This is a genomic window from Pseudomonas sp. P7548, assembly GCF_013386585.1.
Taxonomy (GTDB): domain Bacteria; phylum Pseudomonadota; class Gammaproteobacteria; order Pseudomonadales; family Pseudomonadaceae; genus Aquipseudomonas.
In genome coordinates this window covers 246,395-258,894 of the sequence record NZ_JACARO010000011.1, presented here as the reverse complement: position 1 = coordinate 258,894, position 12,500 = coordinate 246,395, and the positions used below count along the sequence as shown (strand labels likewise).

General features: G+C 58.4%; 12 protein-coding genes. 3 read left to right on the top strand and 9 right to left on the bottom strand.

All coding sequences use genetic code 11. From position 1 onward, the window contains the following. Nucleotides 1-46: 46 nt before the first annotated feature. From msrQ to mrcB, 9 genes are all read right to left on the bottom strand, one after another. Complete coding sequence (gene msrQ, locus HX803_RS05915) at nt 47-667, bottom strand: protein-methionine-sulfoxide reductase heme-binding subunit MsrQ (RefSeq protein WP_178919574.1); 621 nt, start codon at nt 665-667, stop codon at nt 47-49. Then, nucleotides 667-1,680, bottom strand: coding sequence for a protein-methionine-sulfoxide reductase catalytic subunit MsrP (gene msrP / locus HX803_RS05910; RefSeq protein ID WP_178919573.1), 1,014 nt, complete (start codon nt 1,678-1,680; stop codon nt 667-669). The genes msrQ and msrP overlap by 1 nt, the downstream gene beginning before the upstream one ends. 63 nt (nt 1,681-1,743) lie before the next feature. Then, the gene (gene pssA, locus HX803_RS05905) at nt 1,744-2,601 is read right to left on the bottom strand and encodes a CDP-diacylglycerol--serine O-phosphatidyltransferase (protein ID WP_178919572.1); all 858 of its coding nucleotides are present in this window, start codon (nt 2,599-2,601) and stop codon (nt 1,744-1,746) included. Nucleotides 2,602-2,744: 143 nt separating this feature from the next. Then, on the bottom strand, nt 2,745-3,761 hold the full coding sequence (gene ilvC, locus HX803_RS05900) for a ketol-acid reductoisomerase (RefSeq protein ID WP_003194132.1): 1,017 nt from the start codon (nt 3,759-3,761) through the stop codon (nt 2,745-2,747). Nucleotides 3,762-3,808: 47 nt separating this feature from the next. Further along, nucleotides 3,809-4,300 carry an acetolactate synthase small subunit gene (ilvN, locus tag HX803_RS05895; protein ID WP_003176102.1) on the bottom strand — a complete coding sequence of 164 codons (492 nt, stop codon included), beginning with the start codon at nt 4,298-4,300 and terminating at the stop codon, nt 3,809-3,811. Nucleotides 4,301-4,302: 2 nt separating this feature from the next. Next, nucleotides 4,303-6,027 carry an acetolactate synthase 3 large subunit gene (locus HX803_RS05890; protein ID WP_178919571.1) on the bottom strand — a complete coding sequence of 575 codons (1,725 nt, stop codon included), beginning with the start codon at nt 6,025-6,027 and terminating at the stop codon, nt 4,303-4,305. A 431-nt stretch (nt 6,028-6,458) separates the two neighbouring features. After that, a complete protein-coding gene (locus HX803_RS05885) occupies nt 6,459-6,788 on the bottom strand; it encodes a YqcC family protein (protein WP_178919570.1) in 330 nt (109 codons plus the stop codon). Continuing rightward, nucleotides 6,788-7,522 (bottom strand): tetratricopeptide repeat protein, encoded by a 735-nt coding sequence (locus HX803_RS05880; RefSeq protein WP_178919569.1) that lies wholly within the window; start codon nt 7,520-7,522, stop codon nt 6,788-6,790. The genes HX803_RS05885 and HX803_RS05880 overlap by 1 nt, the downstream gene beginning before the upstream one ends. Before the next feature lie 16 nt (nt 7,523-7,538). Continuing rightward, complete coding sequence (mrcB, locus tag HX803_RS05875; protein WP_178919568.1) at nt 7,539-9,863, bottom strand: penicillin-binding protein 1B; 2,325 nt, start codon at nt 9,861-9,863, stop codon at nt 7,539-7,541. Nucleotides 9,864-9,981: 118 nt separating this feature from the next. On the opposite strand from mrcB, the gene HX803_RS05870 reads away from it, so the two are divergent. The 3 genes from HX803_RS05870 to HX803_RS05860 all read left to right on the top strand — a co-directional run bounded on the left by HX803_RS05870 (nt 9,982) and on the right by HX803_RS05860 (nt 12,452). After that, nucleotides 9,982-11,538 carry a bifunctional aminoglycoside phosphotransferase/ATP-binding protein gene (locus HX803_RS05870; RefSeq protein WP_178919567.1) on the top strand — a complete coding sequence of 519 codons (1,557 nt, stop codon included), beginning with the start codon at nt 9,982-9,984 and terminating at the stop codon, nt 11,536-11,538. Between the two features lie 93 nt (nt 11,539-11,631). After that, the gene (locus HX803_RS05865; protein WP_178919566.1) at nt 11,632-11,976 is read left to right on the top strand and encodes a pentapeptide repeat-containing protein; all 345 of its coding nucleotides are present in this window, start codon (nt 11,632-11,634) and stop codon (nt 11,974-11,976) included. Between the two features lie 203 nt (nt 11,977-12,179). Further along, nucleotides 12,180-12,452, top strand: a complete 273-nt coding sequence (locus tag HX803_RS05860) for a TfoX/Sxy family protein (RefSeq protein WP_176998402.1) — start codon at nt 12,180-12,182, stop codon at nt 12,450-12,452. Nucleotides 12,453-12,500 lie beyond the last annotated feature (48 nt).

Genomic DNA, 12,500 nt, shown 5'->3' with positions numbered 1-12,500 from the left:
AAGTGGGGCGAATTATAGGCCTCCAGAATCTGCCGTCAACCCTTAATTACGCTTTTGTTGCAGAAACTGGTTTTTTCGCAATAAGGCGTGGAATTCTGCGCATTACCGGCGGTATCCGCAGCACCAGGAGCAAAGCACCTATAAAGGCATAGACAGCCCATTCCTTTAGATCCGCTCGCACAATCCACAACATATGCAGCAAGCCGAGCCCGAGAATCACATAGACCAGACGGTGCAATTTCTTCCAGCGACTCCCAAGCCGACGCTGGCTATAGCGGTTCGACGTCACCGCCAGCACTAATAAGGACAGAAAACCCAAGGTACCCACAATAATGTAGGGACGTTTACGCAATTCCACCCCAAGCTGCGACCAATCGAGCCCCAGAACAAACACACAATAAGCCGCCAGGTGCAGCACGACATACGTAAAGCACCACAACCCCAATTGCCGGCGCACCGCTATCCACCCTGCCCAACCGCTCAATTTCTGCAGCGGTGTCATTCCCAAGGTAATCAGCAGCAGAATCAGAGTGCCCAACCCCAGGCGATCAACCAGCACTTTGCCCGGATCCGGCCCTAAGGCAAAACTCCATGCTTCGTACAACCAGAAAAGCGGCCACACAGCCACGGCTATAAAGACGCCAATGCGCCAGATGGGATAGCGCATCAGTAGTTCTTCCGCAAATCCAGATTGGTATACAGAGAGGCAACCTCATCCGAGTACCCGTTGAACATCTGCGTCTCGCGCACGTTGGGACTGAATAGACCGCTTGGCAACCGTCGCTCCCGAGCCTGGGTCCAGCGAGGGTGGTCGACTGTCGGGTTCACATTCGCATAAAACCCATATTCGTCCGCTGCGATGCTTTGCCATGTAGTTTTCGGCTGCTCGTTCACCAGACTGATTCGCACGATGGACTTCACACTCTTGAAGCCATACTTCCATGGCACCACCAGCCGCAACGGCGCGCCGTTCTGATTCGGCAGCTCCCGCCCATACATGCCAACGGCAAGAATCGCCAAAGGGTTCATCGCTTCATCCAAACGCAGCCCCTCTACATAAGGCCAATCGATCAAACCGAAGCTTGATCGCTGACCAGGCATGCTCTTGGGATCTTTAAGGGTTTCAAAGCGGATGTATTTGGCTTTGGACGTAGGCTCCACCTGCTTGAGCAAGGCAGAGATGGGAAAGCCTATCCACGGAATGACCATCGACCACGCCTCGACACAACGCAAACGATAGATTCGCTCCTCCAGTTGGTAAGGCTTCATGAAGTCTTCCAGGGCATAGCGCCCCGGCTTCGCAACCTCGCCATCAATCACCACACTCCAAGGTTCGGTTTGCAGCGACCCCGCATTGGTTGCAGGGTCGCCTTTGCCGGTGCCAAATTCATAGAAGTTGTTGTAGTGGGTCGCGTCCTTGAACGGGGTAATCGCCTCCCCCGTCACGGTCACAGCCTGCCACTTGGTCTCGGGAAGTTTGTCGGCAAACCAGCTGGGCGCCTTGCCTGCCTCGACATCGGCATAACGCGAAGCATCGTTGGCACTTGCCCAACGCGGCAAGCTGCTGGCCGCAATGCCAGCAAGCGCCCCACCGAGCAAGCTACGGCGTGAGAGATAGAAGGATTCAGGTGTGACGTCCGATTCGTGGCAATCGGACGCTTTGGGCAATTTGATTAGCATGGCAACTCCGCAGTATTGGAGAACTGATGCACCAATAGACTGCGGAGTATGGGGGAAATTACATTAAGGCAATGTTTTGTCCCGACGCAGATGCAGCAAGTACTGAACCGGCCCCGAAGCCGCGTAGATCAGGAACGCCAGCAGCAGAATGCGCGGTGGGTCGCTGAACACGACGGCGAACACAAGCACCACCACCAGGATCGCCACGAAAGGCACGCGCCCCTTGAGGTCGAACTCCTTGAAACTGTTGTACTTGATATTGCTGACCATCAGCATGCCGGCCGCCGCCACCATCAAGGCCACCAGAAACGACATCTTGGAACCCTGGATGCCGTAGTCACTGAACGCCCAGACAATGCCCGCCACCACTCCGGCAGCTGCCGGGCTGGCCAGGCCGATGAAGTAGCGCTTGTCGGCAGTACCCACCTGGGTATTGAAACGCGCCAGGCGCAAGGCTGCGCCCGCGACATAGATGAAGGCAACCATCCACCCCACCTTGCCCATGTCTCCCAGGGCCCAGGCAAACGCCAGCAGAGCAGGAGCAACGCCAAAGGCGACCATGTCCGACAACGAATCGTACTCGGCGCCGAAGGCACTTTGGGTGTTGGTCATGCGCGCGACACGGCCATCAAGGCCGTCGAGCACCATGGCCACAAAAATAGCTATGGCCGCAAAACCGAAGTATTTGCTGGCACTCGCCGCATCACCCGCTGCCAGCGCACTCTGCGCACTCATGGAGTTGATGATGGAATAGAACCCGGCAAACAAGTTCGCCGTGGTGAACAGATTGGGCAGAAGATAGATACCACGATGCCGGACCTTGCGACCTTCCGCATCATGCCCTTCTTCGACATGCTCATCGATCGGTAGCAGGCTATCGGCGTCAGAGGCCTGGCCCGGCTCTTCGGGACGTTCGGTCATGGACTTTACCTTGCAACGGTGTGAAAAAATTCGACAAATACTTGCAGAGCGCGTTCGCCTGCAAACGATGCAGCTTTATACCAGAACCCGCCCCCAAACGAAAAAACGCGGCCTAAGCCGCGTTTTTCCTTGATGCGTACGACTTAGTTCTTGGCTTTGTCGACGATCTTGTTGGCACCGATCCACGGCATCATGGAGCGCAGTTGCTCGCCGATGACTTCGATGCCGTGAGCGGCGTTGTTACGACGCTTGGCGGTCATCGAAGGGTAGCCGGTTGCACCTTCGCTGATGAACATTTTGGCGTACTCGCCGTCCTGAATACGTTTCAGGGCGTTGCGCATGGCCTGACGGGACTCGGCGTTGATCACTTCCGGGCCAGTCACGTACTCGCCGTATTCGGCGTTGTTGGAGATCGAGTAGTTCATGTTGGCGATACCGCCTTCGTACATGAGGTCAACGATCAGCTTCAGTTCGTGCAGGCATTCGAAGTAGGCCATTTCCGGCGCGTAGCCGGCTTCAACCAGGGTTTCGAAACCGGCTTTGACCAGCTCAACGGTACCGCCGCACAGAACGGCTTGTTCGCCGAACAGGTCGGTTTCGGTCTCGTCCTTGAAGGTGGTTTCGATGATGCCGGTACGACCGCCACCCACGCCAGCAGCGTAGGACAGGGCGACGTTCTTGGCGTTGCCCGACGCGTCCTGGTAGATCGCGATCAGGTCAGGGATACCGCCGCCTTTGACGAACTCGGAACGCACGGTGTGGCCCGGTGCTTTCGGCGCGATCATGATCACGTCGAGGTCAGCGCGCGGCACAACCTGGTTGTAGTGGATCGCGAAGCCGTGGGAGAAGGCCAGGGTGGCGCCCTTCTTGATGTTCGGCTCGATTTCGTTCTTGTACAGCGAGGACTGGAACTCGTCCGGGGTCAGGATCATGACCAGGTCGGCAGCCGCAACAGCAGAAGCAACGTCAGTCACTTTCAGGCCATGGGCTTCAGCCTTGGCAACAGTGGCCGAGCCTTTGCGCAGGCCGACAGTCACGTCAACGCCGGAATCTTTCAGGTTGCACGCTTGTGCATGACCCTGGGAACCGTAGCCGATGATGGCGACTTTCTTGCCCTGGATGATCGACAGGTCACAATCTTTATCGTAATAAACTTTCATGAGGTTCCTCTATATATCCAGGCCGTAAGGCCATTCGCTAATTTGGGTTAGATGCTGAGTACTTTGTCGCCACGGGCAATCCCGGTGACACCACTGCGTACCGTTTCCAGAATCGAGGCCGTCCCGATCGACTGGATGAAGCTGTCCAGCTTGTCGCTTGTACCGGTCAGTTGAACGGTATAAACGCTGGCGCTCACATCGACGATCTGCCCGCGATAAATGTCGGTAGTCCGTTTGATCTCGGCGCGTTGGGCACCCGTGGCCTTGACCTTGACCAGCATCAGCTCGCGCTCGATGTGGGCACTTTCCGACAGGTCGACCAGCTTGACCACTTCGATCAGCTTGTTGAGGTTCTTGGTGATCTGCTCGATCACCTCATCGTGACCCACGGTGGTCAACGTCAGACGCGACAGAGTCGGGTCTTCGGTCGGGGCCACGGTCAGGCTTTCGATGTTGTAGTTGCGTTGCGAAAACAGGCCGACAACACGAGACAGAGCGCCGGGTTCGTTCTCCAGAAGCAGGGAGATAATGTGCCGCATGATTAAGTACGCTCCGTCTTGTTCAGCCACATGTCGCGCATAGAGCCGTCTTTGATCTGCATCGGGTAGACGTGCTCGCTGGTATCCACCTGAATATCGATGAACACCAGGCGGTCCTTCATGGCGAACGCCTCTTCCATCTTCGGCTTCAGATCTTTCAAATCGGTGATGCGAATGCCGACGTGGCCATAGGCTTCAACCAATTTTACGAAATCCGGCAGCGACTCCATGTAGGAATGGGAGTGACGGCTGTTGTAGCTCATGTCCTGCCACTGACGAACCATACCCAGCACGCCGTTGTTCAGGCAGACGATCTTCACCGGAAGGCCGTACTGCAGGCACGTCGACAGTTCCTGGATGTTCATCTGGATGCTGCCCTCACCGGTGACGCACGCGACATCGGTGTCCGGAAAGCTCAGTTTCACGCCCATGGCCGCAGGGAAACCAAAGCCCATCGTGCCCAGGCCACCGGAGTTGATCCAGCGGTTAGGCTTGTCGAACTTGTAGTACTGCGCGGCGAACATTTGGTGTTGGCCCACGTCGGAGGTCACAAAGGCGTCGCCCTTGGTCACTTCGCACAGGGTCTCGATCACGGTTTGTGGCTTGATGATGCTGCCGTCGCCCTTGTCGTAAGGGAACAGGCCGCGGTCACCACGCCATTCGTCGATCTGCTTCCACCAGCTGGCAACGGATTCCTTGTTCGGCGTCTCGCCGATGTCCTTGAGCGCGGCAACCATTTCGGTCAGCACGCTTTCCACAGGACCCACGATCGGCACATCGGCCTTGATAGTCTTGGAGATGGACGCCGGGTCGATGTCGATGTGGATGATCTTGGCGTTCGGGCAGAACTTGCTCGCGCCATTGATCACACGGTCATCGAACCGCGCGCCCACGGCCAGGATCACGTCGGCGTGGTGCATGGTCAGGTTGGCTGTGTAGCTACCGTGCATGCCAAGCATGCCGACGAACTGACGGTCCGTACCCGGGAATGCGCCGAGCCCCATCAAGGTGTTGGTCACTGGCAGGTTGAGCAGCTTGGCCAATTCGGTCAACGGTGCGGAACCGCCGCCCAGAATCACGCCGCCACCCGAGTACAACACAGGGCGCTTGGCCGCCAGAAGCATTTCTGCAGCCTTGCGGATTTGCCCCGAGTGCCCACGAACGGCCGGGCTGTAGGAGCGCAGCTTGGCTTTCTTCGGGAAGACGTATTCGAATTTTTCAGCCGGGTTGGTCATGTCTTTCGGCACATCGACCACCACAGGGCCCGGGCGACCGGACTGTGCGAGGTAGAAAGCCTTTTTCATGACTTCCGGGATTTCCGATGGGTGCTTGATCATGAAGCTGTGTTTCACGATCGGCCGGGAGATACCGATCATATCGGTTTCCTGGAATGCATCGGTACCCACCATGGTGCTAGGCACCTGGCCGGAGATGATCACCATCGGGATGGAGTCCATGTACGCAGTCGCGATGCCGGTGATGGCATTGGTTGCGCCTGGGCCGGACGTTACCAGTACCACACCGGCTTTACCGGTGGCACGGGCGTAACCGTCAGCCATATGGGTTGCAGCTTGTTCGTGGCGAACCAGGATGTGGTTGACAGCCGGTTCCTTGAACAGTGCGTCGTAAACATGCAGCAGAGCACCACCTGGGTACCCGTAGATATAGTCGACGCCTTCGTCACGCAAAAAGCGGACGAGCATCTCACCACCAGATAAAAGCTCCACGTTGTTCACCTCTAAAACGCCAGAATACCGTCCGTTGAAAACCGACGGGTCTTAATAGGTTTACTTCTCAACAGAGCATGAGCGACGGTGGTCGCCGACTACGTCAGCACTGACTGAGCAAGTATTGGGATCGTCCCAAGTGTTGCGGGCTTTTCCCACCCAGCGCGAGGTAACGCGTTGCGGGTGTTACAGGTCGGCGCGGATGTGCGCCTCATGATCTGCTGAGCGGGCCTGCTTCTGGCAGTCCCGATACAGCGGACTTTGGATTCTTCTGTTTCAGGCCCTTCAAGTCAAGCAATAATTGCGCTTTTTTCCAACTAAGCGCATGAGAACGTAGAAGAAAGGGCTTTGAGGAGGGATAAAACTCGCCTGAATGTCGTCAAGCGGTAGAAATGTGCGCAAGACTGCCGGAAAAACCGGCAGTCAGGCAATTAACGAGCGTCGACGATCAGTTGATCGAACTTTTTCAGCGCGTTACGCAAGCCAAGGCTCTCTTGCGGGCGATCGGCGTAGACCATCTCGGCCATCTCCAGGATCCCCGACGCGTTGGGCAATGGCAGGTCCTGTTCGAGGATCTGCTTCATACGCACCAGGAAGATCCATTGCAGCCACTGGTGAAAATCCAGGGTATCGACCGAAAACGGCTCGACACTGCTGAGCGCCTCGACGCTGGGGGACACTTCGTCCCACCAGCCTTGCACGCGCAACTCGCGCTCGATCAGCAACAACTGTTCGGCAATTGCTGGAAACCGTGCATCCATCAGAGGCTGACCTTGGCTTTTTGTCGAGCCTGGGCGGCACCGGCAGCATCACCCTGGGCGGCACGTGCATCACCGATCAAGGCCCACAGATTGGCTTGCAGATCAGGGCGACCGTTGGCCAGGGACAGGCCGCGACGGGCAAATTGCTCGGCTTGCGGTGCATCCCCCTGGGCCATGCGCACCTGAGCCAGGCGATACAGGACTTGCGGTTCACGCGGCGCCACGCGCTGGGCGCGCTCCAGGCTCGACGAGGCGCCATTCAGGTCACCACCCGCCTGCTGCTGCTGGGCGGTAGTAAGCAATGCCAGCACCGGGCCGTCCAGTTGCTCGTCAGCCGAGAGGCCGCCGGCGTTGGACGAAGACGGAATACCGCTCGGCGTCGACGGCATGGTGTAGGTGCCCTGGTTGATCGGCGCCGTTTGAATCGGCGTGGAATCGATCGGCCCCGATGTGCTTGGCCCAGGCGTCCATGGCTCGGCACTGATCGGCGTCGATGTGGCAGCGCCACCACCCGGCACCATCACCACCACGCCGGAATCCTGCGGCATGGCTTGAGGCCTGGCTTGGGCAGGACGGTTCGTCACGGTCTGGCGGAAACCGCCATTGGCCGAGATGCGATCGTTGTTGGAGACGGTCGTGCTTGAGTCCACCACCGGAATCGAACCGCGCTGCACGCTGGCGCAACCGTTGAGCAAAGCCAGAGCTGTAATAGCTGGAATCCACCACTTGTTCACTTGAAACCCTCTTTGCTTAATTCATCCAGCCCTTGACCCAATCCATCACCGACTCCGCACTGGCAGGGGCACCGCTACCGCAGGCGGGGCCGGCAGGTGGCTCGCTGCCGCGAATATACGGCATCTGCACCGCACCCGGGCAGTTGGCATCAGAGCCCTGCCCTGTGTGCGGATCGATCCACGCCTGCACGATGTTATCCGGCTGCGGCATATTAAGCGGCAGCGGGTCGGCTTTGCGCATGAAACTTGTCCACACCTGCAACGCGCCCGTCGCACCCGTGAACGGCGTCTTGCCGTTGTCGTCACGCCCCATCCAGACCACCGCCAGCACATCCTGGCCGAAACCGGCGAACCAGCTGTCACGCGAGTCGTTACTGGTGCCGGTCTTGCCCGCCAAGGTCAGGTTGGACGGCAGCACTTTATAAACAGAGCTGCCGGTGCCTTCACGCATCACGCGCTGCATCGCGTTCTGGATCAGGTAGATAGAGCCTGCATCAAAGCGCTGCTGAATCTGGAACGGGTAACGCTTGAGCGGTTCGCCCTCAGCGGTCAGCACACTGCGAATGCCGCGCATCGGTGTATTGAACCCACCGTTGGCGATCGTCTGGTACATCGTAGTGACTTCCATCGGCGTCATAGCGCCGGCGCCCAGCAGCATTGATGGGAACGCCGGGAACTCGCGGTTGATGCCTAGGCGTCCGAGGGTTTTCAACACATTCGGCACGCCGACTTCAAGCCCGAGGCGCGACGTGGAAATGTTGTAGGAATGCGCCAATCCCTGATAGAGGAAAATCGTACCGTTGGAGCGACGCTCGAAGTTTTTCGGCGTCCACACCTGGCCATCTGCCAATTTGACCGATAACGGGTCATCCGACAGCCAACTGGTAAGAGTGTATTTGCTCGGTTTTTCCAACGCAGTAAGGTAAACCGCCGGCTTGACCAGCGAGCCGATCGGCCGCACAGCGTCCAGCGCACGGTTGAACCCGGCAAAACTGGCCTGGCGACTGCCGATCATGGCCTGGACTTCACCGGTTTCCGGGTTGGTCACGACCATGGCCGCTTCGACGTCATCGATGCCCTTACGGCCCGTCATTCGCTTGAAGGTGTCATTGACCGACGCCTCGGCCTTCATCTGCAGGATCGGGTCGAAGCTGGTGAAGATCCGCAGGCCTTCTTCGGTCAAGTCTTCGTCGCGGTAGTCTTCACGCAACTGGCGTTTGACCAGGTCGATGAAGCCGGGGAAGGAACTGTCCGCCAGCTTGCCGCGCGTGGTAACGCCCAACGGCATCTTCTTCGCCGCCGCCACCTGCTCAGCCGTGGCCACGCCCTGCTGTTCAAGCACATCGAGCACCAGGTTGCGACGCTCCAGCGCACGCTCAGGATTTCGACGTGGGTTGTAATAGGACGGCCCCTTGACCATGCCGACCAGCAACGCCACCTGATGCAGCTTCAGCTCGGACAGCGGCTGGCCAAAAAAGAACTGACTGGCCAGGCCGAAACCATGCACGGCCCGTTGGCCGTCCTGGCCGACGAATACTTCGTTGAGGTACGCCTCGAGAATTTCCTGCTTGCTGTAGTGCAGCTCAAGCAGCATCGCCATCATCGCTTCGGTCAGTTTGCGGGTCAGGCTGCGTTCGTTGGTGAGGTAGAAGTTCTTGACCAACTGCTGGGTCAGCGTACTGCCGCCCTGGGTCATTTTGCCGCCGGAGGTGTTCACCCAGATGGCCCGGGCAATCGACTTGGGCGAAACGCCCCAGTGGCTGTAGAAATCGCGGTCTTCCACCGCAACCAACGTCTCCAGCAGGTACGGCGGAACCTGATCGAGCTTGATGAGGATGCGGTCTTCAAGATTCTTGGGATAAATGCCGCCGATCAGCAGCGGTTCAAGGCGCACCACTGGCAGTTTCGAGCCATTGAGGGACGACAGCTCGGCAACATAATCACCAGAGAAGCGCACGCGCACCGGCTGGGCTTTCTCCAGGCCTTCATAGAACTGGAAGCCTCGGGTGTTCAGGTCGACGGTGTTACCGCTGACCGCCGCCGCGCCCGGGCCATTGCTCACGGGTTCGCGGCGGTAGCCCAGTGCATCCAGCTCAGTGAGAAAGTCATCCTTGCTCAGCTTCTGGCCGGTAAACAGCTCCAGCGGGCGTGCATACACCTTGGCCGGGATGGTCCAGCGCTTGCCAGAGAACTTCTCCTGCACCACGGCATCGAGGTACACCGCAAAGCCGGCGAGCACCACAAGGCCGACCAGGCCGAGCTTGAGCGCCCAGCCCAGCCAAGGGCGCAGGCCGCGGGAAGGAGGTTTTTTACGGGAACGGGGAGATCGGGTTCGAGTCATGGCGGCGGATTATACGCACTTTATTGATCATCAACATGAGCCGGACAGCGGTTTGCACGACCGCTCGTAGCGGCCATAATGCCCGCCATGATTTCCCCCCGACTTTGAAGGATCGCCCGTGAGCCAGTCCCTGATCGCTGCCCTGCAAAACCCCGCTTTATACCCACACCCGGTTGAAGCGTTTCAAGTCATCGAAACCCATATCTCCTGGGTGATCCTGACCGGCCCCTACGCCTATAAATTGAAGAAGCCGATGAACTTCGGCTTTCTCAACTTCACGGCCCTGGAAGACCGCGGCCACTTCTGCAACGAAGAACTGCGCCTGAACGGGCGCCTGACCGAAGATTTGTATCTTGAAGTGCTGCCGATTACCGGTACCGCCGAAGCCCCGCAATTGGGCGGTGAAGGCCCGGTGATCGAGTACGCGCTGAAAATGCGCCAGTTCCCACAAAGCCAACTGCTCAGCACCTTGCAAGCCAATGGCGAACTGACCAGCGCGCACATCGATGAGATGGCCAAACAGATTGCACACTTTCACCTGACAGCCCCGAAAGTGCCGCAGGATCACCCGGCCGGTACACCGGACGAAGTGATGGCACCGGTGCGGCAGAACTTCGAACAGATCCGCCCGTTCCTTAGCGACAAGGCCGACCTGGTTCAACTCGAAGCCCTGCAAGCCTGGGCCGAAAGCAGTTTCGAGCGTCTCAAGCCCTTGCTCGCCCAGCGCAAGCTCGACGGCTTCACTCGCGAATGCCACGGTGACATCCACCTGGGCAACGCCACCTTGATCAATGGTCGTGTAGTGATCTTCGACTGCATCGAATTCAACGAGCCGTTCCGCTTCACCGACGTCTACGCCGACACCGGCTTCCTGGCAATGGACCTGGAAGACCGTGGCCTCAAATCCCTGGCACGCCGCTTCATCAGCCAGTACCTGGAATTGACAGGCGACTACAAAGGCCTTGAAGTGCTGAACTTCTACAAAGCCTACCGCGCCTTGGTCCGTGCCAAGATCGCACTGTTCAGCATGCCAAGCGAGGCCAGCCCGGTACAACGCGCCACCACCCTGCGCCAGTACCGCAACTACGCGAACCTCGCAGAAAGCTACAGCACCATTCCGTCGCGCTTCCTGGCCATTACCCACGGCGTTTCGGCTGTCGGCAAAAGCCAGGTCTCGATGCGACTGGTGGAAGCCTTGGGCGCCGTGCGCCTGCGTTCAGACGTTGAACGCAAGCGCCTGTTCGGTGAACAACAGGTGGAAAACACGCCACAAGCCGGCATTTATGCAGCCGACGCCAGTGCAGCGACCTACGCCCGCCTGAATGAAATTGCCGATACCGTGCTGCGTGCAGGCTTCCCTGTGGTGCTGGATGCCACGTTCCTGAAGCACGAACAGCGCAGCGCCGCCGCCAAAGTGGCTGAAGCGACTGGCGCTCCTTTCCTGATCCTGGATTGCAACGCACCACAGGCCGTTATCGCCAGCTGGCTGGCACAACGTCAGGCGGACAAGAACGATCCTTCCGACGCAACACTGGCGGTCATTGAGGAGCAACAAGCCAACCGTGAGCCACTGACCGCCGAGGAACTGCTGCTCAGCCATCGTGTCGAGACCAATGAAAGCGGGACACTCGACGCCTTGGTCGCCCACATTCGCCAGCGCCTGCCAGGCCTGTAAGAAATATTTCTTGCTCGTGTCACCGACTTAGGGCGCACGACCAAGCAATAGTGGCACTATAATGGCGTCATAAATCCAACAGGAGTCGCCGTCATGAGTCAGCCCAAGCTTCTTGATACCCCGCTCTACTCGCTCCTGCATAAAGATGACATCCGAGGTTTCAACCAGGAGCGCCCCAAAGACGGTGCCATCAATATGCGTGGCGGCGACTTTCGCGGGCTCGACCTGCGTGAGCTGAACGCTACCGGTGTGGACTTCACCGACGCGTACTTTCGCTCCGCTGACCTACGCGGTTTGGACTTGCGCGACTGCTCACTGGAAGGCGCCAGCCTGGCCCATGCACAGATCTCGGGGGCTTACTTTCCGCCTGAACTGACCGCCGATGAGATCCTCATGTCGGTCAATTTCGGTACCCGTCTGCGTTACCGCACCAAGTAATGCCATTACCCAAAACCCCGGTCACGCCCAGGCGCGCCGGGGTTTTATGCCTGCCTTTTGTCAAAATCCTCGCGCCATTCTTATAAGCTTTTCAGCCGTTCCTGACCAAAGAACTACGCTTTTCCTACTGAGCGCTACACTCCTTTTCAGGCTTGCCTGGTCACGATACCCACCGCACCATTCGGCCGTCGCAAGGAGGCTTGATGAACGATGAGCTGCAACACCTGAAAAATCTTGGCAAGACGTCGGCGCAGTGGCTGCATGCGGTGGGCATCCACAGCGCGTCCGATCTGCGCCGCCTGGGAGCGGTCGACGCCTACCGAGCCGTGCGGACGCGTGGATTCCGGGCGTCCAAAGTGCTGCTGTATGCCATCGAAGGCGCATTGATGGATGTGCACTGGAACGACATTCCTTCGGAGCGCAAGGAAGCGTTGAACCGTCAGTTGGATGCTATTTCAGCGCGGCAGAAGAATTAGATTCACGATCAGACCCAGCATTTGCGGGCATGACAAACACCTGTTTGA